Origin of the sequence: Tepidamorphus gemmatus, from assembly GCF_004346195.1 — a bacterium.
GTDB classification, from domain to species: domain Bacteria; phylum Pseudomonadota; class Alphaproteobacteria; order Rhizobiales; family Tepidamorphaceae; genus Tepidamorphus; species Tepidamorphus gemmatus.
Genome location: NZ_SMAK01000015.1, coordinates 33,285 through 56,606, shown reverse-complemented (window position 1 = coordinate 56,606; position 23,322 = coordinate 33,285). Strand labels below are relative to the sequence as shown.

The following is a 23,322-nucleotide window of genomic DNA, read 5'->3' as shown; positions in this document are numbered from 1 at the left end:
ACACGGCGCGGGCGGCATAGGCCACACATCCCGACGCCGCCCGCGCCATGTCGGATCGCGAAAACCGCTTGCGCAACGTGACGGCATCTCACAGGGCGTTGATGGCGTCCAGCATTCCTTCGGGCCACGACTTGGAGAGGGGCGAATTCAGGTACTGCTCCTGCGCATATGCGCGGAACGCCTCGACATCGGGTTCGTAGACGTCCAGTCCTGCCTCGCGGAAGAATTCGACCAGTTCCTCTTCCTGGCGCAGATATTCCGCGGTGCTCCATGCGAAGGCGTCGCGCGCTGCCTTGCGCATGCGCTCCTGCTGCTCGGCGGACAGCGAGTCGAACAGCTCGGCCCGCACGATCAGCAAGCCGAAACCGATATTGTGGCGCGTCAGCACGATCTGGTCGGTGACTTCGTGAAAGCTCATCAACCGGTTGTTCGGCAACGGGTTGTCCTGCCCGTCGATCACACCGGTCTGGAGCGCGGTATAGGTCTCGGCATAGGCGACCGGCATCGGGTTGGCGCCGATCGCCCGCCCCAGGAACTGCCAGCTCTCGCCGCCCGGCATGCGCAGGCGGACGCCGTTCAGGTCCTGCGGCGTGCGGATCGGCCGGCGGCCGCGCAGGTTGACATGGCGCGCCCCGTAATAGGCCGGGGCGAGGATCTCGACCCCCAGCTGCTCGCGCGCCATCCGGCGGAAGGTCTCGCCCACCTCGCTATCGAAGATCCGGGCCAGATGGTCGGCATCGCGCACCACATAGGCCGCGCCCAGAATGTCGAAGGCCGGCACCTGCGTAGCGAAATCCGACGGCGGCAGCAGTGCCATGTCGAGATTGCCGCGCTGCACCGCGACGAGCTCGCTGCCCTGGCTGAACAGCGTGCCGCCGAAATAGGGCTCGAACCGGAAATCCGGCTCGAGCGCGGGCGCGAAGATCGTGGTCAGGGCGACCGAGCGCGGCGCATCTGCCGTCGTCACGTCCGAGAACCGCAAGGTGATCGGGTCCTGCGCCGATGCCAGGTGCGGCATTGCCGCACTCAGGCCGACGGCGATCAGAAGGCTGCGTCGGGTCATGGTGCCAGTCATCGGGATCCTCCCAGGGTCGAGGTTTGTGTCATGGTCCGAAACGATGCTCGGGCAGACCACGGCCAAGCCCGTGGATCGCCAGCAGACTGCCGGCCAGCGGCTCGGCGGCCAGCTGCTGCTCGGACAGGAACTTGCGCGCCGTGGTGACGAACAGGGTGCTGAGGTCGGCCCCGCCGAAGCACAGGCAGGTCGGATTGGTTACCGGCAGTACGACCGTGCGGTCGATGCGCCCGTCCGGGGTGAGGCGCACGATCCTGCCACCCGCAAAGATCGCCATCCAGAGACAACCGTCCTGATCGACGCAGGCGCCGTCGGGCCGGTCGCGGCCCTGCGTGAAGTCGGCAAAGACACGGCGGTTGCGCAGCGTGCCCTCGTCGAGATCGAGGTCGAAGGCCCAGCTGATGTATCGCCGCGTGTCCGTGAAATGCAGGGTGCGCCCGTCGGGCGAGAAGGCGATGCCATTCGAGACGATGACCCCGCCGAACTGGCGCATCACCGTGCCGTCCGGATCGACGCGATACAGCGATCCGGACGGCCGGTGCAGGGCGTTGTCCATCGTGCCGATCCACAGCCGTCCGCGCGCATCGACGCGCCCGTCGTTGAGGCGATTGTCGATCCCGGATTCGACCTCGGCCAGTTGGTCCAGCCGTCCGTCGTCCCGACGCCGAACGAGGCTGAGATCCCGGGCCAGCACGAGCCCGCCATCGCGATGCAAGCCGCAGGACCCCAGGTACTGTCCCTCGTGGGCCTCGGACCAGTGCACACCGGTCACCGGATCGAGACAATGCAGGGTCGGATCCTCGATATCGACCCACCACAGGCGCTGCGTCCGGTCGCACCAGATCGGCGTCTCGCCAAGCCGGTCACGCGCGGCAAAGGCGACCTCAATCCGCGGTGTCGTGCTGGTGCCCGGCATGCCTGCTCCCTCGGTGCGCACAGGCTTATCGGGACCTCCACGCTTTTTCAACCGCTGTTTTGGATTTTACCTGATATTCCTGATTATCACGGCTGAAATGAATTATGCCAAATATCCAATGCGACGGGGTCTGATGATGAGACCACTCCGGAAGCTGTGGCCGAGACGCTGTTGACGGTGGCGATCGATGCCGACCTGCTCCCCGTCGGCCCCTCACGGATAATGAGAGTCCTGGGTGGCTGATAGTGCCTCGTCCGCTGGCGGGCTGGTAGCGGGCGAGCGGAGGAGCTGGTCGGGTTTGCGCAGCCGATCGCCCGCGGACCGGAGGAGCGCTGCCTGGGGTGTCAGACCACCGTGGGCCGAGTGCGGCCGCACCTGGTTGTCGTCCCGCAACCGGCCGTTGAAGGTCTCGACGAACGCGTTCTGCGTCGGCTTGCCGGGCGCGATGTAGTGCGACTCGACGCCACTGCGGTTGGTCCAGTCGAGCACGGCCTTCAAGGTCAGCTCGGTCCCGTTGTCCGAGACGATCGTCGCCGGTCGGCCGCGCCTGGCGATCACCGACTCGAGATCGCACACGACCCGCTCGCCACCGATCGAAGTATCGACGACCAGGCAGAGCGCCTCGCGCGTGAAGTCGTCGACCACCGCCAGCACCCGGAACCGGCGGTCCCAGGAAAGGGCATCGGCGACGAAGTCCAGCGACCAGCGCTGGTTCGGCCCCTGCCGGATCGCCATCGAGAGGATCAAGCCAGGCAACCCGCAACAGAACGGCCGCCATGAGCGCATGCACCGTACGCTGAAGGCCGAGACGGCGCGCCCGCCCGGCATGAACGCGCTGAAGCAGCAGGGCCGCTTCGACGACTTCGTCAGCCAGGTCAACGACGAACGTCCCCACGAGGCGCTCGCCATGAAGACGCCGGCCGAAGCCTATGCACCGTCTTCAAGGCCCTATCAGGGATTGCCTGATATCGAGTATCCCTTCCACGACAGGGACATCCTCGTCACCGCATGCGGCCGCATCTGCATGGCAAGAAGGAAGATCAACGTCTCGACCGTGCTCGCCGGCCAGAAATTGGGACTCACCGAAGTCGACGACGGCATCTGGCTCGTCAGCCTCATGCACGACGATCTGGGATACATCGACCTGGAACGGAGGACCTTGCAGACCATCGACACCCCGTTCGGCACGAGGGTGTCAGCCATGTCTCAGGTACGAACTGTTACCCATGTCTCCGGATCGTACCCATGACCTCTGGCGGAGACGGAGGGATTCGAACCCTCGATACCGGTTTCCCGGTATAACGGTTTAGCAAACCGCCGCCTTCGACCGCTCGGCCACGTCTCCGCTGGGCGACCTGCCTACAGACCAAAGGCTTTCAGGTCAACGGCTGATCGCGCAGTACGCGCTGAGCCTGCGAACAATCACGATTCGCCGCGCGATCGCGGACGCCGCCCACGGAGTCTCCAGTGGCGAGGTGCCGCATGGCGGCAATCCGCGCCTGGGGCAATCCGGCAGGACCGATCCGGTCAAGCCGTGTGGGATGGCCATCCCGGCGGCCGGAGCCTGTGCCGCCGCCCGCGCCACTGCCGCGGCGCCTCCCCAGCTGATGACCGTCGGTTCGTCCGGCCGGGCCTCTCGTCCGACGCGCCGGCGTGACGGCCAGTGTGTCAGATGGACCGGCGCTGCGTGCCGGACCTCCCCACCCTGGCGATCAGACCCGCGAACAGACCGCCGGCGGAAATGGCGGCATCAATGCCAGCAACGCGGACATTGACCCCGGCGTGAGCGAGGCGCGCGGCCGCGGTGCATGGGGCGGCCCGGGTGGCTGAGGCCACGCCCGCGGTTGTGCGAGACGTTGCACCGTCCGGCTGTGCGCGGTTGACCGCCAGCGATCCGGCATCCGCCAGCCGGCGCAACACGGGTCTGCGCCGGGGCAACGGTTCAATGCAGGTTCAGCCATTCGCGGGCGGCGCGCTGGGCGTCGGCGACCTGGGCAGCCGACATCTCGGCAGCAATCTCCTGCCGATAGCTGGCGGCAACCGCGTGGCCCTTGGCGGCGGCGATGTTGAACCACTTGTGGGCCGCGACGAGATCCGGTTCGACCGTACGGCCGATCGAATACATCATCCCGAGACGGAAGAAGATGTCTGCACTGTCTGCGCCCTGGGCAAGTCCTGCCTCATGATGCGACTGCATGTCGAAGCGGGCCATCGTGAATTACTCCCTCGTTCGCGATGTCCATATGTCCCCAGAACCGGTTCCACCGGCTCATCCATCCGACGGCCTCCACCGTCGGACACAAGACTGACTCGCCCGCTTGAATCCGGGGTAAAGCGATTTGATGAATATTCGCCGAAAATTCTACCAACAGAGCGTGAATTGACCGATGGTTAGCCATTGCGGCCCAGGGATTCCGGTCAATCCGGCATCAGGTTGCCGGGGCGTTACCATCCGGTGTTTACCGGACAGTCACCAGGACTCACTGGCGACGCGTCGGGCCGGGCCGCTTCATCTCGAGCCGCGCCCATCGCGGCGGACTGGGTCGGTCGCAGGTGTTGAGCGCGCTGCACGGGGCATCCTCAAGCGCGTTTGCGTCCCGATGCCGGATAGCCGTCAACGCAGCTTCCGGGCTGACGGGTGATCGACAGCCCGTGGTTGCGGCTCCGCGGCGGCTGCCCGCAGCAAGGTGCTGTCACTGACCGACTGCCCGGTGACGCCTCAGCCCCGCGCGCGCTGGCCAAACAGCACCTTCTGAGCCTCCTTGTCCTCCGCGAGGTTCATCCGCTTGTCCTCGCCCACTGCCAGCGCCCGCTGGACCGCGGGACGCGCCAGGATGCGACCGAGCCAGGCCCCGACCTCGGGGAATTCGGCGATGTCGATGCCCTGTTGCTGCCAGCCGCGCGTCCAGGCGACGATCGCCATATCGGCAATCGAATAGTCGCCGGCCACGTATTCGCGGCCCTTGAGGCGCGTGTTGAGGACGCCGTAGAGGCGGTTCGCCTCGTCCTCGTAGCGCCTGATCGCATAGGGGATCTTCTCGGGGGCGTAGTTGCGGAAGTGGTGGTTCTGGCCGAGCATCGGGCCGAGGCCCGCCACCTGCCACATCAGCCATTCCTCGACCTCGACCCGGGCGCGCTCGTCGGCAGGATAGAACTTCCCGGTCTTGCGTCCGAGATACTGGAGGATGGCGCCGGATTCGAACACGGAGATCGGCCGGCCGTCCGGGCCGTCCGGATCGACGATCGCCGGCATGCGGTTGTTGGGGGAAATCGCCAGGAAGGCCGGATCGAACTGCTCGCCGCGGCCGATGTTGACGTATTTCACCACGTAGGGAAGCCCGGCCTCCTCGAGAAAGATGGTGATCTTCCAGCCGTTCGGGGTGGGCCAGTAATAGAGTTCGATGGGATTCGGCATGGCTTGGCGCTCCGTTGCGGAATGGAGCGCCGGCCGACGCCCCAGCGGACCGCCTGCAGATATGTCGCCGCGACCGGATCGGACAAGTCCCGGCGATGCCGGCGGCGAGGGCCGGGCGTCGGGCCTCCGTTCCGACAGGTCGATGGCCTCACTCGATCCCGAGCTTCGCCCTGACCAGCTCGTTGACGGCCTGGGGATTGGCCTTGCCGGCGGTCGCCTTCATGACCTGACCGACGAACCAGCCGGCCATCGAGGGTTTCGCCCGCGCCTGTTCGACCTTGTCGGGATGGGCGGCGATCACCTCATCGACGGCCCTTTCGATCGCCCCGGTGTCGGTGACCTGCCTCATGCCGCGCGCCTCGACGATGGCGCGTGGGTCGCCGCCCTCTGACCAGACGATCTCGAAAAGGTCCTTGGCGATCTTGCCGGAGATCACCTTCTCGCTGATCAGGTCGATGATGGCGCCGAGCTGGTCGGCGGAGACGGGGCTGTCTCCGATCGATCTGCCCGCCTTGTTGAGCGCCCCGAGCAGGTCGTTTATCACCCAGTTCGCGGCGGCCTTGGGATCGCGCCCGGCGGCGACCTGCTCGAAGAAGTCGGCCGTCTCGCGCTCGGCGACGAGCACACCGGCGTCATAGGGTGTCAGGCCGAATTCCGCGATGAAGCGCGCCTTCTTGTCGTCCGGCAGCTCCGGCAGCGAGGCCGCGATCGCGTCCACCCAGGCTGCATCGAGTTCGAGCGGCAGAAGGTCCGGATCGGGGAAGTAGCGATAGTCGTGCGCCTCCTCCTTGGAGCGCATCGAGCGCGTCTGGCCGGTCTTCGGATCGAATAGCCGCGTCTCCTGTTCGATCGTGCCGCCATCCTCGATGATGCCGATCTGGCGGCGTGCCTCGTAGTCGATCGCCTGGGCGATGAAGCGGATCGAATTGACGTTCTTGATCTCGCACCTGGTGCCGAACGGTTCGCCCGGCCGGCGGACCGAGACGTTGACGTCGGCGCGCAGCGAGCCCTGCTCCATGTTGCCGTCGCAGGTGCCGAGATAGCGAAGGATCGCCCGCAACTTGGTGATGTAGCCGCGTGCCTCCTCGGCGGAGCGCAGGTCTGGCTTGGAAACGATCTCCATCAGCGCGACGCCGGAGCGGTTGAGATCAACGTAGGACCGCGTCGGGTGCCGGTCGTGCAGACTCTTGCCCGCATCCTGCTCGAGATGGATGCGCTCGATGCCGACCCGGATCGTCTCGCCGTCTGGCATGTCGACAAGCACGACGCCCTCGCCGACCACCGGATGCTGGTACTGGGAGATCTGATAGCCCTGCGGGAGGTCCGGGTAGAAGTAGTTCTTGCGGTCGAAGACGCTGCGGAGGTTGATCTTCGCCTTGAGGCCGAGGCCGGTGCGGACCGCCTGCTCGACGCAGAAGCGGTTGATCACCGGCAGCATGCCGGGCATCGCCGCATCGACCAGGCTGACATGGCTGTTGGGCTCGCCGCCGAACTCGGTCGAGGCACCCGAGAACAGCTTGGCGTTCGAGGTGACCTGGGCATGGACCTCCATGCCGATCACCACCTCCCAGGGCCCGGTCTCCCCCTCGATGAGCTTCGACTTCATCGCCGCGCGCACAGCTTCGTTCATGTTCATGGGTCCCGCAGTCCGATCGTCGGGCTCCTCATAGACCAGTTGACGCGCAAATGGGAGGGCGGGACGACGCCATCGCGCCGGCCGCCCCCCCCCAGATGTCAGCGGCGATGCCCGTTCAGGCGGCGCGGACGCCGCCGAGGAAAGTCGCCACCTGCTGGCGCAGTATTTCGGCGGTGCGGCTCAGCTCGCCGGAGGTGGCATGCACCTCGCTGGAGCGCTGGCCGGTTTCCTGGGTATCGGTCGTCACCGCGACGATGTTGGTCGATACCTCGTCAGTGGCGCTCGCGGCATGGCGGACGTTCTCGGCGATCTCGCGGGTCGCCGCGCCCTGCTCCTCGACGGCCGCGGCGATCGCGTTGACGATCTCGTTGACCCGCAGGATTGTCTTGCCGATGGTGGCCACGGCATCCACGGCGCTGCCGGTGGTGGCCTGAACCTCGGCGATCTGGGCGGAGATTTCCTCTGTCGCCTTGGCAGTCTGGGTGGCAAGCGACTTCACCTCATTGGCGACGACCGCGAAGCCCTTGCCTGCCTCGCCGGCGCGCGCCGCCTCGATGGTGGCGTTGAGCGCCAGCAGATTGGTCTGGGCGGCGATGTCGTTGATGAGGCTGACCACCTCGCCGATGCGGCTGGCCGCGTCGGCGAGGCCGCCGATGGTGCCGTTGGTGCGATCGGCCTCGTCCACTGCCTGGCGGGTGATCGCCAGCGACTGGCCCATCTGCTGGTTGATCTCCTGTATGGCGCTCGACAGCTGCTCGGTGGCAGAGGCGACGATCTGGACGTTGGCACTGAGCTCCTCCGCCGCCGAGGCGACCGTCGAGGCGCGCGACGAGGTACGCTCGGCGAGGCTCGCGAGGCTGTCGGCGTTGCTCTCCATCTGGTCCGCACCGGATGCCACGGCATCCAGGGCCTCGCGCACCTGGCGGTCGAACTCCGCGCACAGTTCCTCGATCCGGCGCGAGCGCCGGATCTGCTCCTCCTGCGATCGCTCGCGCTCGGCCTGCAACCTGTCGGCGTCGCGCGCCCGGTCGCGAAGGGTCTCGAGCGCCCGAGCCATCATGCCGATCTCGTCGGTCTTCTCTGTTCCGGGAATCTCGGTGTCGTAGCGCTTCTCGGCGAGCGCGCCGATCGCCCCGGTCAGCAGCGCCAACGGCCGGGCGAAGCGGCGATTGGTCAGCACCAGCGCGCCGGCGATCATGATGAGCGCGACGATGAGGGCGCCGAGATTGACGGCGATGGCGAGCTGGGCCGCCGCGACCTGCCGGTCGGCATGGGCCTGCGTCACTTCGACCGAGGCATCCTTGACCCGCATGATCGAGGCCAGCGGCGGATTGGACAGATCGTACCACTGCGGCCCGGTCATGCCTGGCGCGGCGCCCTCGGCCAGCGCCGCATAGACCTTGTCTGCGGCCGGCTTGAATTCCTCGAAGTAAACCCTGCGGGTGTCGGCCACCTGAGCGGTGAAGGCGGCGGGAATGCCCTCGCGGCGGGCGATCTTCTCGATCTCCTCCCAGGCTGCCGAGACCCTACCCCGGAACTCGGCGATGGCGACACGGCGGTCGGGCGTGAGCGCCTCGCCGGCGGCGATCGCGCCACCGATGGCGGCTCGTTCGCGGCCCGCGAAGTCACGCGCCTGCCAGGCCATTTCCTTGACCAGCGTCTGCTCGGCGACGAAGGGATCGGCCAGCTTGATCTGGAAGCCGGTGGCGCTCGACAGCTGCGCAACGCTGTCCATCAGCGCGACGATCGCGGGCATCCAGCCCTGCACCAGCTCCTCGGAGCGTTCGCCGCGCGGCCGCGTCAGATCGCGGTCGGCGTCCGCCCGCAGCCGCTCGACGCTCGCCAGGGCATCTCTGACACGGGCAACGAGATCGTCCTTGCCCGCAAAGCTCTGCGCCTCGAGCGCGGTCATCGCCGCATTCAGCGCCGTGTTCGACGTCTGCCGCCGCTCGGCGATCGAGCGGATCGTGTCGTCGCTGGCCGGCTCGGCTGCCCGCAAGGCAGTGTTGGTGGTACCGCGCTCGATGGCGAGGTTTTCGGTCGCTAGCAGCAGGGCATCGGAAATCGCGTTGATCTGGTTCACCCGAGTTGCGACCGAATAGCGCTCGATGGCGCTCCACAACCCCGTGGCCGCCAGCGCCACCAGCAGGACGCCAAGCACAGACACGATACCGCGCATCAGCGCAACGACGGACAGACGTCCGAACATCTCGATCTTCCCCATTCTGGGTCGCCGCGCGCCCCCTACCAGGAGCGGCAGCAGACTGGTCCCTCCAAGAGCTGGGGAAGATAGGCGACGAAACTTACCCAATACTAAAGCGGCTTCCGAGGCCTCAGCCCAAGGGCGAGACGCCGAACAGCCAGCGGTGCAGGAACAGGAGAAAGACGACATAGAGGGTCGCACCAATGACCACGGCAATCAGATCGTTGGCGGGGGCCGGCGGCAGACCGGCCACGCCTCCTGCATCAGCAGGGCGGCGCTTCACGGAGATGCGGTCGGCCACTGCCCAGGCCAGGAACGAGCCGAACAGCACGACATCGGCGAGCGTGCCGTTGGCGATCAGGTGCGCGAGCGCCCACAGCTTCACCGCCGCCAGCATCGGATGCTTCAGCGCCGTCCTGATCCGACCGGGAACATAGGCGGCCGCGAGCATGACGAAGACCGGCATCATCAGGACGAGCGCAAGGTGCCGCGCCCAGATCGGCGGGCTATAGAGGACGACCGGCTCGGCACGTGCCAGCCCGTAGCCCCAGATGATCAGCACCAGCCCGAGGCCGGCGACGAGCGAGTAGATTCCCTTCCAGGCTGTCTCGCCGCGCTGCGCGATCGTCGCCTCGCGCCATGCCGGGGCGACGATCCGCACCGAATGCACACCGAGGAACAGCACAAGACCGATGAGCAGAACCAGCATCGCGAAGCCTCCGGCGAAGTGACACGACCGTGGACGATTACAGCATTATCGCGGCGATTCCGGCACCTGCCTTGGAGTCGCCATGCGGCGGCGTTCATCCTATGGTCCGTAGGTCCCGGGATCCGGGCGAGAGACTTGGAGGGGAGACAGGCGATGAGATCGATCGGCGCAGCCGCTGGCTTGCTCGCCACGGCCCTGATGGCCGCGGCCTGTAACGGGTCCGACGAGCCGCCTCCTGGCGGATCGGTCACCCCGCAGCAGCCGGGCGGCACGACGGCATCGCCGCCGCAAGGCGGCATTTCCACATCTCCGCCCGGCGCCAGCATCGGGTCTTCGCCGGGCAGTGGTCAGACCCCGCCGGCCACGGGCGAGGGCTGCAATCCCGCGCCCGCGCAGTTCGCAATCGGCCGCGTGGCGACTCCCGCGCTGATCGAAAGCGCCCGCCAGGCAGCCGGCGCCCGACTGGTGCGCGTGCTCCGGCCGGACATGGCGGTCACGCAGGAATACAGTCCCGACCGGCTGAACGTCCTGGTCGATGAGGGCGGCGTGGTGCGCGAGGTCACCTGCTGGTAGCGCCGGGGGCGGCCCGCAGACCTACGTGCCCTGGCTACGGCCCTCACCTGCCGAAGACGTCGCCGATGGCGCCGGCGGTGGCCTCGACGATCCGCACGGCCTCCTCGCGGGTGAGGCAGAGTGGCGGGGCAAAGCCGAGTATGTCGCCCTGCGGCATGGCACGGCCGATCACGCCCCGATCCGCCAGCGCGGCGGCGATGCGCGGGCCGATCTTCTCCGACGGGTCGAAGAAGACTCGGTCGTCGCGGTCGCGCACGAACTCGATCGCCGCCATCAGGCCGTCGCCACGCACCTCACCGACATGGACATGACCGCCGACGGCGCGGTCCAGTTCGGCGCGGAGGAAGGCCCCGGTCACGCCGGCATTGCGCACGAGGTCCCGCTCGTCGATCAGCTCGAGATTGGCGATGCCGGCGGCTGCGCAGATCGGATGCGCCGAGTAGGTCCAACCGTGGCCAATCGGACCTAGCCGGTCTGAGCCCATGACAAGCACTTCCCAGAGCTTCTCCGAGACGATCACACCCGACAGCGGCGCATAGGCGGATGTCAGCCCCTTGGCGATGGTGATCAGGTCGGGCTCGATACCGTAGTGGTCGGAGCCGAACATCGAGCCGAGCCGGCCGAAGCCGGTGACCACTTCGTCGGCAACCAGCATCACGTCGTGCTTCTTCAGCACCGCCTGGATCTTCTGCCAGTAGCCCGCCGGCGGCGGCACGATACCACCGGTGCCGAGGATCGGTTCGCCGATGAAGGCGGCGACCGTCTCCGGTCCCTCCGCAACGATCAGTGCATCGAGCTGGTCGGCGCAATGCTGAGAGAATTGCTCCTCGCTCATCGACCGGTCGGCGCGGCGGAAATAATACGGCGCCTCCGTATGGAGAATCGGCGCGCGCGGCAGATCGAATGCCTTGTGGAACAGATCAAGCCCAGTCAGTGATCCGGTCATCACGCCAGAGCCGTGATAGCCGCGCCAGCGCGAGATGATCTTCTTCTTCTCCGGCCGCCCCAGGACGTTGTTGGCGTACCAGATCAGCTTGATGTTGGTCTCATTGGCATCGGACCCGGACAGGCCGAAATAGACGCGGCTCATCCCCTTGGGCGCCCGCTCGACGATCATCCGCGCGAGCCGGATGGAGGCCTCGGTACCATGCCCGACATAGGCATGATAGTAGGCGAGCTCTCGTGCCTGCGCGGCGATCGCATCGGCGATCTTCCGGCGGCCATAGCCAACATTGACGCAATAGAGCCCGGCGAAGGCGTCGAGGCTGACGCGCCCGTTGGTATCGGTGATGTAGACTCCCTCGCCGCCCGCGATGATCCGGTTCGGCGTCTCGCCGCGCGCATGCGCCCCCATATGGGTGGAGGGATGGAAGAAGTGGTCGCGGTCGAAGGCGTCGAGTTCGTTGTTGCGGTCGAGCATTTCAGGTGTCCCGTGCGTCAGGCTGCGTCGAGGCAGACAAATTTGAGGTCGGTGAAGGCTTCGAGCCCGTGGCGGGCGCCCTCTCGGCCGAGACCGGACTGCTTGATGCCGCCGAAGGGAATCGGTGCTCCGGTGATCTTGACGCGGTTGACCGCCACCATCCCGTAGTCGAGCGCGGCGGCCAGGCGCCGCTGGCGCGCGCCATTCTCGGTGACGACATAGGCGACGAGGCCGTATTCCGTGTCGTTGGCGCGCCGGACGACCTCCGCCTCGGTGTCAAAGGGCGTCACGGCAGCAACCGGTCCGAAGGTCTCCTCGCGCATGATCCGCGCCTCGTCCGGTACGTCGGCAAGCAGGGTCGGCTGGAAGAACAGCGGGCCGGCCTCGTGCCGCCGGCCGCCGGCGAGCAGCCGCGCGCCACGCGCCAGCGCGTCCTCGACATGCCCGGCCACCTTGGCAAGGGCCGCCTCGTGCATCAGCGGGCCGATCTGGGTGTCCTCGGCGAGCCCGTGACCGACCCGAAGCGCAGCGATGCGGGCGGCAAAGGCCGTGCAGAACCCGTCGTAGTGGGATCGCTGCACGTAGATCCGGTTGGCGGCGAGGCAGTCCTGACCGGAGGTCGCGAACTTGGCATCGACGGCAATCGACACCGCCCGGTCGATATCGGCATCGTCGAAAACGATCAGCGGCGCGTGGCCGCCCAGCTCCATGACAAGACGTTTCATCGTCGGCGCGCATTGCGCGGCAATCAACCGGCCGATGCCGGTCGAACCGGTGAAACTCAGCGCCCGCACGCGCGCATCGGCGCAGAAGCGGCCGACGATTGTCGCGGCATCGCCGGTCACGACATTGAGGACTCCGGCGGGCAAACCCACCCGCTCGCCGAGCTCGGCCAGCGCCAGGGCCGACAACGGCGTCTGGCTGGCCGGATGAGCGACGACCGTGCAGCCTGCCGCGAGCGCAGCAGCGGCCTTGCGGGTCAGCATGGCCGAGGGGAAGTTCCACGGCGTGACGAGGCCGACAACGCCCAGCGGCTCGCGGCGCACACTCATCTCCGCGCCCGACAGATGGCTGGTGACGCTCTCGACGTTCACGCGTTTCGCCTCCTCCGCATACCATTCGACAAAGGAGGCGGCATAGTCGATCTCGCCGCGCGCCTCGCTCAGCGGCTTGCCCTGCTCGAGCGTCATCAGTACGGCGAGATCCTCCCTGGCCGCGATGATCGCCTCGTACCATCTCCTGAGGAGCACTGACCTCTGCTGCGGCAGGAACCGACGCCACGCGGGGAAGGCCGCGCTGGCGGCGTCGATGGCGGCAGTGGCCTGGTCCGCATCGAGCGAGGCAACCCAGGCAAGCGACTCCCCGCTGGCGGGATCGGTAACCTCGAACGTGCGATTTCCAGCGCCAGCGACCCAATGACCGCCAACATAGGCGTGCTCGCGCAGCAGCCGTCTGTCGGACATCAGGACGAGCGCTTGGTGTCGGTCGGCACGGGCGAAGGTGGCTGGCATCAGTCTCTCCCCTGCGGTGTCACGCCGCCGAGTCTAGCGATGCGTACCGGAGAAAGAGTCCGTTCCCCACAGTCCGGGTAGAAAGACGGTCTGCGTCGGGCCGGCTCGGCAGACCGAATCTCCCCGAATGTCCGCGGCGTTCAGGCGTCGGCGCGCGGCAGGAGTTCGGCGAGCGGCAGCGCGACCGATTCCTTGACCGTCCGGGTAACGATGTACGTGAAGTATCGGTCGATGCCGAGTTCGCGCTCCAGCAGCCCATCGACCAGACGCTGATATGCATCGATGTCGCGTGCCATCACCCGCAGCAGATAGTCGATGCCGCCACCGACGGACCAGCAGTCGACGATTTCCGGGATCTCGCGGACGATCCGCTCGAAGCGGTCGAAATCCGCCTGGCGGTGGTTCGCCAGCGTCACCTCCATCAGCACCACCGCCACCGGGGCGACGGCGCGAGGCGCGACCCGCGCATGATAACCGGTGACGATGCCGGCCTGCTCGAGCCGGCGGAGCCGCATCCAGCAGGGTGTCGCCGACAATCCGACCGCTTCGGCCAGCGCCAGCTTGGTGATGCGCCCATTGCGCTGGATCGCCTCGAGGATCCTGAGGTCGATCGCGTCGAGGCGCGGCATCGTCGGACGTCGGGTCATGACCGCACCATGCGGCTGCAAGATTTCCGTTGTCAATTGGACTGATTTCGCCATGCTGTAAAATCATGACATTGTGGCAACCAGACCGCTCGCTTCTCAGACGTCCCGCCTATCTGTCGCTGGCCGAACAGTTCGCTCGAGCGATCGAGGACGGACGGCTCGCCGCCGGCGACCGCCTGCCGACCCATCGCCGGCTCGCTGAGGATCTCGGCCTGTCCGTGCAGACCGTCAGCCGTGCCTACGACGAACTGATCCGCCGCGGGCTGATCTCCGGCGAGATCGGCCGCGGCACCTTCGTCAACACCCGGCGCCCGGAGCCGCCGCAACCCTATCTGCCCGAGCGGCTCGGCGAGGTGATCGACCTGTCGATCCTCAAGCCGGTCTGCGAGGCGCTTCACCTTGAGCGCCTGCGGCAGGCGCTCGGCTGGCTCGGCGATTCTCTGTCGGAAAGCGCGGCGCTGTCGTTCCGACCGAACGTCGTGTTTCCGCGTCACCGCACGGTCGCGGTCGAGTGGCTGCGCCATTGCGGCCTGCGGGCATCGCCTCAGAACGTCAACCTGACCAATGGCGCCACGGCCGGCATGACGGTCGCGCTGATGAGTGTCGCGCCGCCCGGATCGACCATTGTTGCCGAGGCGATCGGGCATCACACGCTGGTGCCGCTTGCGAGCTATCTCGGTCTCAACCTGATCGGACTCGACATCGACGAAGAGGGTCTGCTACCGGAAGCCCTCGAGGAGACCTGCCGGCGGGACTCCGTCCGGGCATTGTTCCTGCAGCCGTCTGTCATCAATCCGATGGCGACGCTGATGGGCGAGGCGCGTCGTGCGGCAATTGCAGATGTGGCCCGCCGCTATGACATCGCGATCATCGAGAACGACATCCTCGGCCCACTGGTAGAGGACCGGCCGCCGCCAGTCGCGGCGATCGCGCCTGAGCGGACGCTGTACGTCACCAGCTTCACCAAGATCACCGTGCCGGGGCTCAGGATCGGTTACCTGCTTGCGCCGGACCGTTACGTCGCCGCTGTCGCAAACCGGCAGCTGGTGACCAACTGGATGGCGACGCCGATGGTGGCGGAGATCGCCACGCGCTGGGTGAGCGATGGCACGGCTGCCGAACTGGTCGCCTGGCAGCGTGACGCCCTGCGCAAACGAAACGCCATCGCGGCGGAGATCCTGGGCGACACACCCTATCAGGCACATCGCAACGGACTTCACGTCTGGCTGCCACTGCCCGATACCCGCAGCGAGGAAGGCTTCGTCGCCCAGGCCCGCCTCCAGGGCGTGGCGATCGCACCCGGGATCTCATTCCGCATTTCCGATGCGCCGTGGCGGCCGGCGGTGCGCATCTCGCTCGGCTCGACCGACGAGGCCGACCTGCGAGCCGGGCTCGGTGTCGTCACCAAGCTGCTGCTCGCCGATCCGGAACACCTGCTGCTGGCGATCTGAGAGCCGTTCGAGACTGGCTATCGCGCCACCCCGTCGCGGGCGCGCGCCCTTTGCGCGAATGCCCCATGGCACAGCCGGATGCAGCTGCCGGTGCCGCCTCATTGTGCAGGTTGCGGGCGGGTTGTGCAGGTTGCGGGCGGGCAATCGACGAAATTGTCATGATATTATTTTCCAGATTGACATGATTTTTGTTCTCGCATGAACTGATCTGCATGGCTCGGCGACCATCGAGATGGGCCATCCGCGACCATCCGACAAAGACGAAGGGGAACATTCGATGAGAGATCTGTTGAGAACGGGCATGCGCGCGCTGGCGCTTGGCACCGTCCTGTCGGCATTCGGCCTTGCGGCGCAGGCGGCTGAGTGGCGCTATGCCTTCGAGGAAGCGCTGCACGAGGTGCAGGGCGTCTTCGCCACCAAGTTCAAGGAATACATCGAGGAGCATTCCGACCACACGGTGACGCTGTTCCCGTTCGGCACGCTAGGGGAATCCACCGACATCATGGAACAGACGCAGGCCGGCATCCTGCAGTTCGTCGATCAGTCACCCGGCTTCACCGGCGCACTGATCCCCGAGGCGCAAGTGTTCTTCGTCCCCTACCTGCTGCCGCAGGACGAGGATCAGCTGTTCGAGTTCTTCCGCACCTCCAAGGCGATCAACGAGATGTTTCCGGAGCTCTATGCCCGTCAGGGTCTGGAGCTCCTCACCATGTTCCCGGAGGGCGAGGTCTGCCTGACCACACAACAGCCGGTAATGACACCAGCCGACCTGAACGAGGTGAAGTTCCGGGTGATGACCAACCCCCTGCTGGTCGCCGCCTACGACGTCTGGGGCGCAACCCCGACGCCGCTGCCTTGGGGTGAAGTCTATGGCGCGCTGCAGACCGGCATCATCCAGGGTCAGGAGAACCCGGGATTCTTCCTGGAATCGACCAAGATCTACGAGGTCACCAACGTCATCACCTGCCTCGGCCACAACAACTTCACGACGGCGGTGATGGCCAACAAGGACTTCTTCGATGCGCTTGCGGCGCAAGACCAGGAACTGATCCGCAGCGCCATCCGGCACGCCTTCGACTACATCCTGGACTATCAGCGCGGCCTGCACGAGGAGTCCCTCGCGAAGATCAAGCAGGCCAAGCCCGACATGGTCATCAACATCCTGACCGAGGAGCAGCGCCAGCCGTTCATGGAGGCAGCCGCCGAGGTGGAGGCGACCTTCATCGAGATGACCGGTGACAGCGGCCGAGCCATCCTCGACCAGATTAAGGCGGATCTCGCAGCGGTGCGCTAGGCTGACCGGCGCGCCCGGCCCCGCCGCCGGGCGCGTCGTATCCGCTCATGTCTGGAGACAGGCGCTCGTGAACGACTCCGCAGCTATCGGCGCACAGGCCGAATCCTCCCTGCCCGGCCTGCTGGGCATCGCCGACGGGATCATCGCCCGGATCGAATCGGTGATGCTTGCGGTGGGGGTGCTGCTGATGGCCGGCAACACCATCGCCAACGTCGTCGGCCGCTTCGTCTTCATGAAGAGCATCTATTTCTCGGAAGAGTTGAACAGCATCCTGATCGTGCTGATCACCTTCGCGGGCATCAGCTACGCCGCGCGGCACGGCCGCCATATCAGGATGTCGGCGATCTTCGACAATCTGCCCGTGCCGGCACGCCGGGCGACGATGGTGCTGATCGCCTTCGTCACGGCAATCTTCATGTTCGGTCTGTGCTGGTATGCGGCGAGCTATGTCATGACGCTGGCCGGCCGAGGCCGCGTATTACCGGCGCTGCAGATCCCGGTTTGGTGGATGTATGCGTGGGTGCCGATGGGCTTCTTCATGACGAGCCTGCAGTATGCCCTGACGGGCTTCAAGAACCTCATCTCGCGGGACGTCTGGCTCTCCACCCTCGTGCCCGAAGGCTACGAGGAAGAGACCGGACACGGTTGAGGAGCAGGCGCGATGGCACTCTCCCTGTTCGCGATCATGATCGTGCTGCTGCTGATCGGCTTTCCGATGATGATCCCGCTGATCGCTGCCGCCTTTGCGGGCTTCTATGCCCTGTTCGGCGGTCTCGGGCAGATCGAGACGATGGTGCAGCAGATGTTGGCCGGCATCAGGCCGGCCTCGCTGATCGCCGTTCCGATGTTCATCCTGGCAGCCGACATCATGACCAGGGGCCAGTCGGCTGGCCGGCTGATCGACATGGTGATGAGCTTCGTCGGCCATGTGCGCGGCGGACTGGCCGTTTCCACCGCGGCGGCCTGCACGATGTTCGGCGCCGTCTCCGGATCGACCCAGGCGACCGTGGTGGCGGTCGGCACGCCGCTCAGGCCGCGCATGCTGAAGGCCGGCTACAAGGACAGCTTCATCCTGGCACTGATCGTCAATGCCTCCGACATCGCCTTCCTGATCCCGCCGTCGATCGGCATGATCATCTATGGCGTGGTGTCCGGTACCTCGATCGCCGAACTGTTCATCGCCGGCATCGGCCCGGGGCTGCTCATCCTCGTCGTGTTCGCCGCCTATTCGGTGATCTATGCGATCCGCAACGACGTGCCGACCGAGCCGCGGGCGAGCTGGCGGGAGCGGTCGGTCGCGGTCTACCGGGCGCTGTGGCCGCTCGGCTTTCCGGCGATCATCGTCGGCGGCATCTATGGCGGTGTGTTCAGCCCCACCGAGGCGGCTGCCGTCTGCGTGCTGTATGCGCTCCTCCTCGAACTCGTGGTGTTCCGCTCGATCGGCATCGCCGACGTCTACGCGATCGCCAAATCGACCGGGCTGATCACTGCAGTCGTCTTCATCCTCGTCGGGGCCGGCTCTGCGTTCTCCTGGGTCATCTCGTTCGCACAGATCCCGCAGCAGATCCTGACCGCCGTCGGAATCGCCGAAATGGGCCCGATCGGCGTCCTGTTCGTGATCTCCATCGCCTTCTTCATCGCCTGCATGTTCGTCGACCCGATCGTCGTCATCCTCGTCCTGGTGCCGATCTTCGCACCGGTCGTCGCCTCGACCGGGCTCGACCCGGTGCTGGTCGGTGTCATCATCACGCTGCAGGTGGCGATCGGCTCGGCGACGCCGCCATTCGGTTGCGACATCTTCACGGCGATCGCCGTGTTCAAGCGGCCGTACTGGGAGGTAGTCAGGGGCTCTCCGCCGTTCTTCGCGATGCTGCTCGGGGTCTCGGTCGCCCTGATCTTCTTCCCCCAGATCGCGCTCTTCTTGCGCGACCTCGCGTTCCGCTGAGAGAGCCGGAGGAGAGCCCACGGCAATGTTCCGGAAGATCCTGCTCCCTGTGGACGGCTCCGAGCCGGCGATGCGCGCACTGAGGGTCGGCGCGGACGTCGCCGGACGCTACGGCGCGGCGCTGACGGTGCTGTGTGTCTATCGCCATCACGGTCCGCTCGAAAGCTCGCTGTCGATGGTCCGGCCGTCGGATCCGGTCCCGCCGGACCGGGCGCTGTCCGATTTCGCTCACGAGGTCGTACAGGCGGCGGCGGCCGAACTGGACCGGCTCGGAGCCGTCAACGTGCACACCGTCGTGAAGCGCGGTCATCCGGCCCGCACCATCGTCGCCTATGCGCGCGACAACGCCATCGACCTGATCGTGCTCGGCAGCCGCGGGCTCGGCGATGTCGAGGGCTTCCTGCTCGGCAGCGTCTCCCACAAGGTGACGAGCCTCGCCGACTGCCCGTGTCTCACAGTCAAGTGACGCCACACACAGGCTACCCCCTGGGACAGGCCACATGAACGCTGCGATCCGCCCCATTCTGGCACCCCGCCGACCAGAGCTCGATCCCCGCCCCCTCGCGCGGCGCGTGGGCCTGATCGCGCTCGCGACGGACCACACCAGCGAACCCGATTTCCGTCGCATGGTGGCGAATGAGAGGATCGGCGTCTATGTCGCCCGGATCGCCTACGCCAACCCGACGACGCCGCAGAACCTCCGTCGCATGCAGCCGGCGCTGAGCGCGGGCGCGGGACTGATCCTCCCGGGCGAGACCCTCGATGCGATCTGCTATTCCTGCACGTCGGCCTCCGTGGTCATCGGCGACAGCGCGGTGGAAGCGGCGATCCAGGCGGCGAAGCCCGGGGTGCCCGTGGTGACGCCGGCGCTTGCCGCCGCGCGGGGACTGACGGCGAGCGGAGCGCGGCGGATCAGCATCCTCACCCCTTATACCGTCGAGACCAGCCTGCCGATGGTCGACTACTTTGCCGCCAAGGGCTTCGCCATTGACGCCTTCACCTGCCTTGGTCTCGATGACGACCGCGAGATGGCCCGCATCCGGCTGCAGGAGATCGTCGAGTTCGCAACGGCGGCGATCACGGACGCCAGTGACGCGCTGTTCATCTCCTGTACCGCCATGCGCGCGGCGGTTGTGGCGCCGGAGATCGAGGCGAGGATCGGCCGTCCGGTCGTCACCAGCAATCTGGCGACTGCCTGGAACTGCCTGCGGCTGTGCGGCGAGGAGACACCGCGGCCCGACTGGGGGCGGTTGATGACCCTGCCCCTGCCAGCGGCCTGAGGACGGCGCCGTGCCAGTTGCCGCAACCATCCCCGCGCCTGGCCTCGCCGACGTCGAGGCAGCCCGCGAGCGCATCGCAGGTATCGTCGAGCACACGGCGATGACTGCCTCGGCGAGCCTGACGGAGCAGTGTGGTGTCCCCGTCCTGCTCAAGCTCGAGCACAGGCAGGTGACCGGCTCCTTCAAGCTGCGCGGCGCCGCCAACGCGGTCGCCCTGCTGCCCGAGACAGACCGGTCGCGCGGCGTGGTCGCGGCCTCGACCGGCAATCACGGCCGGGCGCTCGCCCAAGCCGCACGCCGCCATGGCATCCGGGCGGTGATCTGCATGTCGCGGCTCGTGCCGGAGAACAAGCTCGCCGAAATCCGTCGGCTGGGCGCCGAGGTGCGGATCGTCGGGTCCAGCCAGGACGAAGCGCAGGAGGAGGTCGACCGGCTGGTCGCGCAGGAGGGCATGGTGATGGTGCCGCCCTTCGACCATGCTGACATCATCGCTGGCCAGGGCACGATCGGCCTCGAGATTGTCGAGCAGGCCCCAGACACGGAGATGATCCTGGTGCCGCTCTCGGGCGGCGGACTCGCGGCCGGCATTGCGGTCGCCGCCAGGGCCCTGAAGCCCTCGATCCGCGTGATCGGCATCACGATGCGGCGCGGGGCGGCGATGAAGGCGAGTCTCGATGCCGGACGGCCGGTGCAGGTGCGCGAATATCCCTCGCTGGCGGATTCGCTCGGCGGCGGCATCGGCCTCGACAACCGCCTCACCTTCGCAATGTGCCGCGCGCTGCTGGACGAGGTGGTGCTGCTCGACGAGGCGGAGATCGCGGAAGGCATCCGCCATCTCTACCGGCACGAGAGCGAGATCGCAGAAGGTGCCGGAGCCGTCGGCGTCGCGGCGCTGCTGTCGGGGCGTGTGCGGCCGCAAGGTCCCGTCGTCGCCGTGATCTCGGGCCGCAACATCGACATGGAGCTGCACCGACGGATCGTCTGCGGCGAGAACCCGTTTGGCGAGGAGGCCCCATGAACCGGATGACTATCCTCACCGAGGCCGAACTGCGGCGGCTCGTTCCGCTCGACCTGGTCGCGGTCGAATGCATCGAAGGGGCCTTCCGCGCGCTGGCGACACAGGCCGTCGCGATGCCGCCGATTCTCAGGCTCGACATTCCCGACCACCGAGGCGAGGTCGACGTGAAGACCGCCTATGTGCCCGGCATCGACGGTTTCGCGATCAAGATCAGCCCTGGCTTCTTCGACAATCCGAAATTCGGCCTTCCTTCCGTCAACGGCATGATGGTGCTGCTGTCGGCACGGACGGGCCTCATCGAGGCGCTGCTGCTCGACAACGGCTACCTGACAGACGTGCGCACCGCGGCGGCGGGGGCGGTGGCGGCACGGCATCTGGCGCGCAGCGATGCAGGCATTGCCACGATCTTCGGCGCCGGCGTGCAGGCGCGGCTGCAGCTTCAGGCGCTGACGCTGGTGCGACCGATCCGTGAGGCGCGCGTCTGGGCACGGGAGGCGGCAAAGGCGCACGCGGCGGCCAGCGACATGTCCGACCGGCTCGGGATGACGGTAACCGCGGTCGCCGACCCGCGCGATGCGGTTGCCGGCGCCGACATCATCGTCACCACCACGCCGTCCGAGATGCCTCTGGTGATGGCGGACTGGCTGGAGCCCGGCCAGCACCTCACCGCCATGGGCTCTGACGCCGAACACAAGAACGAGATCGATCCCGCGGCACTCCTGCGCGCCGACCGATATGTCGCCGACCGGCTGTCACAGACGCGGCGGCTCGGCGAACTGCACCATGCCATCGCGGCGGGACTGGTCGGGCCGCAGGCCGAGTTCCCCGAGCTCGGCGAAATCATCGCCGGAACGGCGGCCGGTCGAGCGAGGCATGAGGACATCACCTATTGCGACCTGACCGGAACGGGCGTCCAGGACACCGCCATCGCCACGCTGGCACGCGACCGCGCTCGCGCCGCCGGCGCCGGAACCATTTTCGAAAGCTGAGGCCCGAGGCCGCGGCACCACGAGGAAATGCGAACGATCATGAGCCTGTCCCAACTCCACTTCACCCGCGAGGAATATGCCGACCGTCTCGCCCGCACGCGGAGGGCCATGGCCGAGCGCGGCATCGATCTCCTGATCGTCAGCGACCCCTCCAACATGAACTGGCTGACAGGCTACGATGGCTGGTCGTTCTATGTGCACCAGGCAGTCATCGTGCCGCCGGACGGCGAGCCGGTCTGGTACGGCCGTGGTCAGGACGCGAACGGCGCGCGGCGCACCGCCTATCTCGGCGATGACAACATCATCGGCTACGCCGACCACTACGTCCAATCGACCGAGCGTCACCCGATGAACTTTCTCGCCGAGGTCATCGCCGCGCGCGGCTGGGACCGGCTGGTCATCGGCGTGGAGATGGACAACTACTACTTCTCTGCCGCCGCCCATGCAGCTCTCGTGCGAAACCTGCCCAATGCCCGGTTCACAGATGCGACCGCACTTGTGAACTGGCAGCGGGCCGTCAAGAGCCCTGCCGAGATCGGCTACATGCGCAAGGCAGCCCGCATCGTCGAGGCCATGCACGCGCGCATTCTCGACAGGATCGAGGTCGGCATGCGCAAGTGCGACCTCGTAGCGGAAATCTACGATGCCGGCATCCGCGGCGTCGACGGGCCGGACGGCCGCATCGGCGGCGACTATCCGGCGATCGTGCCGCTCCTGCCGTCCGGCGCCGATGCCTCGGCGCCGCATCTGACCTGGGACGATCGACCGATGAAGGCCGGTGAAGGCACCTTCTTCGAGATCGCCGGCTGCTATCGACGTTACCACTGCCCGCTGTCGCGAACCGTGTTCCTCGGCAAGCCGAGCCAGGCCTTCCTCGATGCCGAGGCGGCGACGCTGGAAGGCATGGAGGCGGGGCTCGAGGCCGCGAAGCCCGGCAATACCTGCGAGGACATCGCCAACGCCTTCTTCGCCGTGCTGGCGCGGCATGGCATCGTCAAGGACAACCGTACCGGATACCCGATCGGCCTGTCCTACCCGCCGGACTGGGGCGAGCGAACGATGAGCCTGCGCCCCGGCGACCGCACCGAACTGAAGCCAGGCATGACCTTCCATTTCATGACCGGCCTGTGGCTCGAGACGATGGGGCTCGAGATCACGGAATCGATCCTGATCACCGAGACCGGCGTCGAATGTCTCGCCAACGTGCCGCGCAGACTGTTCGTCAAGGACTGAGGTAGCG

The 23,322-nt window shown here is 66.9% G+C and carries 20 protein-coding genes, 1 tRNA gene and 2 pseudogenes; 11 read left to right on the top strand and 12 right to left on the bottom strand.

What is annotated here, in order from left to right; all coding sequences use genetic code 11:
- Positions 1 to 88 precede the first annotated feature (88 nt).
- The 3 genes and pseudogenes from EDC22_RS16765 to EDC22_RS16755 all read right to left on the bottom strand — a co-directional run.
- Positions 89 to 1,075 carry a sialic acid TRAP transporter substrate-binding protein SiaP gene (locus tag EDC22_RS16765; protein WP_165926952.1) on the bottom strand — a complete coding sequence of 329 codons (987 nt, stop codon included), beginning with the start codon at positions 1,073 to 1,075 and terminating at the stop codon, positions 89 to 91.
- Between the two features lie 28 nt (positions 1,076 to 1,103).
- Entirely contained in the window at positions 1,104 to 1,991 is an 888-nt protein-coding gene (locus EDC22_RS16760) for an SMP-30/gluconolactonase/LRE family protein (protein ID WP_132807824.1), read from the bottom strand.
- A 213-nt stretch (positions 1,992 to 2,204) separates the two neighbouring features.
- Positions 2,205 to 2,726: pseudogene (locus tag EDC22_RS16755) on the bottom strand (DDE-type integrase/transposase/recombinase); the annotation flags it as partial.
- On the opposite strand from EDC22_RS16755, the pseudogene EDC22_RS16750 reads away from it, so the two are divergent.
- A pseudogene (locus EDC22_RS16750) lies at positions 2,719 to 3,240 on the top strand (integrase core domain-containing protein); the annotation flags it as partial. The pseudogenes EDC22_RS16755 and EDC22_RS16750 sit on opposite strands and share 8 nt — an antisense overlap.
- A 4-nt stretch (positions 3,241 to 3,244) precedes the next feature.
- On the opposite strand, the gene EDC22_RS16745 reads toward EDC22_RS16750, so the two are convergent.
- The 6 genes from EDC22_RS16745 to EDC22_RS16720 all read right to left on the bottom strand — a co-directional run bounded on the left by EDC22_RS16745 (position 3,245) and on the right by EDC22_RS16720 (position 9,954).
- Positions 3,245 to 3,336 (bottom strand) — tRNA-Ser (locus EDC22_RS16745).
- Between the two features lie 597 nt (positions 3,337 to 3,933).
- On the bottom strand, positions 3,934 to 4,203 hold the full coding sequence (locus tag EDC22_RS16740) for an SEL1-like repeat protein (RefSeq protein WP_132807822.1): 270 nt from the start codon (positions 4,201 to 4,203) through the stop codon (positions 3,934 to 3,936).
- Positions 4,204 to 4,710: 507 nt separating this feature from the next.
- On the bottom strand, positions 4,711 to 5,406 hold the full coding sequence (locus EDC22_RS16735) for a glutathione S-transferase N-terminal domain-containing protein (RefSeq protein ID WP_132807821.1): 696 nt from the start codon (positions 5,404 to 5,406) through the stop codon (positions 4,711 to 4,713).
- Between the two features lie 148 nt (positions 5,407 to 5,554).
- Positions 5,555 to 7,036, bottom strand: coding sequence for an Asp-tRNA(Asn)/Glu-tRNA(Gln) amidotransferase subunit GatB (gene gatB, locus EDC22_RS16730; protein WP_207903815.1), 1,482 nt, complete (start codon positions 7,034 to 7,036; stop codon positions 5,555 to 5,557).
- Between the two features lie 121 nt (positions 7,037 to 7,157).
- The gene (locus EDC22_RS16725; protein ID WP_165926950.1) at positions 7,158 to 9,266 is read right to left on the bottom strand and encodes a methyl-accepting chemotaxis protein; all 2,109 of its coding nucleotides are present in this window, start codon (positions 9,264 to 9,266) and stop codon (positions 7,158 to 7,160) included.
- Between the two features lie 109 nt (positions 9,267 to 9,375).
- Positions 9,376 to 9,954: an NnrU family protein gene (locus tag EDC22_RS16720; RefSeq protein ID WP_132807819.1), complete on the bottom strand. Its 579-nt coding sequence runs from the start codon at positions 9,952 to 9,954 to the stop codon at positions 9,376 to 9,378.
- A gap of 153 nt (positions 9,955 to 10,107) precedes the next feature.
- Between EDC22_RS16720 and EDC22_RS16715 the strand changes: the two genes are divergently transcribed.
- Entirely contained in the window at positions 10,108 to 10,527 is a 420-nt protein-coding gene (locus EDC22_RS16715; protein ID WP_207903814.1) for an I78 family peptidase inhibitor, read from the top strand.
- Positions 10,528 to 10,570: 43 nt separating this feature from the next.
- Here EDC22_RS16715 and EDC22_RS16710 read toward each other — a convergent pair whose 3' ends face one another.
- The 3 genes from EDC22_RS16710 to EDC22_RS16700 all read right to left on the bottom strand — a co-directional run bounded on the left by EDC22_RS16710 (position 10,571) and on the right by EDC22_RS16700 (position 14,105).
- On the bottom strand, positions 10,571 to 11,947 hold the full coding sequence (locus EDC22_RS16710) for an aspartate aminotransferase family protein (protein WP_132807818.1): 1,377 nt from the start codon (positions 11,945 to 11,947) through the stop codon (positions 10,571 to 10,573).
- Between the two features lie 17 nt (positions 11,948 to 11,964).
- Positions 11,965 to 13,458: an NAD-dependent succinate-semialdehyde dehydrogenase gene (locus EDC22_RS16705; RefSeq protein WP_132807817.1), complete on the bottom strand. Its 1,494-nt coding sequence runs from the start codon at positions 13,456 to 13,458 to the stop codon at positions 11,965 to 11,967.
- A 140-nt stretch (positions 13,459 to 13,598) separates the two neighbouring features.
- Complete coding sequence (locus tag EDC22_RS16700) at positions 13,599 to 14,105, bottom strand: Lrp/AsnC family transcriptional regulator (protein WP_132807816.1); 507 nt, start codon at positions 14,103 to 14,105, stop codon at positions 13,599 to 13,601.
- Between the two features lie 65 nt (positions 14,106 to 14,170).
- Here EDC22_RS16700 and ehuR point away from each other — a divergent pair, with 65 nt between their 5' ends.
- From ehuR to doeA, 9 genes are all read left to right on the top strand, one after another.
- Complete coding sequence (ehuR, locus tag EDC22_RS16695) at positions 14,171 to 15,556, top strand: MocR-like ectoine utilization transcription factor EhuR (protein ID WP_132807815.1); 1,386 nt, start codon at positions 14,171 to 14,173, stop codon at positions 15,554 to 15,556.
- Between the two features lie 277 nt (positions 15,557 to 15,833).
- Positions 15,834 to 16,850: a TRAP transporter substrate-binding protein gene (locus tag EDC22_RS16690; RefSeq protein WP_132807814.1), complete on the top strand. Its 1,017-nt coding sequence runs from the start codon at positions 15,834 to 15,836 to the stop codon at positions 16,848 to 16,850.
- A gap of 67 nt (positions 16,851 to 16,917) precedes the next feature.
- The gene (locus EDC22_RS16685; RefSeq protein WP_245499815.1) at positions 16,918 to 17,499 is read left to right on the top strand and encodes a TRAP transporter small permease; all 582 of its coding nucleotides are present in this window, start codon (positions 16,918 to 16,920) and stop codon (positions 17,497 to 17,499) included.
- A 12-nt stretch (positions 17,500 to 17,511) separates the two neighbouring features.
- Positions 17,512 to 18,795 (top strand): TRAP transporter large permease, encoded by a 1,284-nt coding sequence (locus EDC22_RS16680; protein WP_132807813.1) that lies wholly within the window; start codon positions 17,512 to 17,514, stop codon positions 18,793 to 18,795.
- Between the two features lie 25 nt (positions 18,796 to 18,820).
- A complete protein-coding gene (locus tag EDC22_RS16675) occupies positions 18,821 to 19,261 on the top strand; it encodes a universal stress protein (protein ID WP_132807812.1) in 441 nt (146 codons plus the stop codon).
- Positions 19,262 to 19,295: 34 nt separating this feature from the next.
- A complete protein-coding gene (eutA, locus tag EDC22_RS16670) occupies positions 19,296 to 20,075 on the top strand; it encodes an ectoine utilization protein EutA (protein ID WP_132807811.1) in 780 nt (259 codons plus the stop codon).
- 10 nt (positions 20,076 to 20,085) lie between these two features.
- Positions 20,086 to 21,093 (top strand): hydroxyectoine utilization dehydratase EutB, encoded by a 1,008-nt coding sequence (eutB, locus tag EDC22_RS16665; protein ID WP_207903812.1) that lies wholly within the window; start codon positions 20,086 to 20,088, stop codon positions 21,091 to 21,093.
- Positions 21,090 to 22,082: an ectoine utilization protein EutC gene (gene eutC, locus EDC22_RS16660; protein ID WP_132807810.1), complete on the top strand. Its 993-nt coding sequence runs from the start codon at positions 21,090 to 21,092 to the stop codon at positions 22,080 to 22,082. The genes eutB and eutC overlap by 4 nt, the downstream gene beginning before the upstream one ends.
- 39 nt (positions 22,083 to 22,121) lie before the next feature.
- Positions 22,122 to 23,315, top strand: a complete 1,194-nt coding sequence (gene doeA / locus EDC22_RS16655) for an ectoine hydrolase DoeA (protein ID WP_132807809.1) — start codon at positions 22,122 to 22,124, stop codon at positions 23,313 to 23,315.
- Positions 23,316 to 23,322 lie beyond the last annotated feature (7 nt).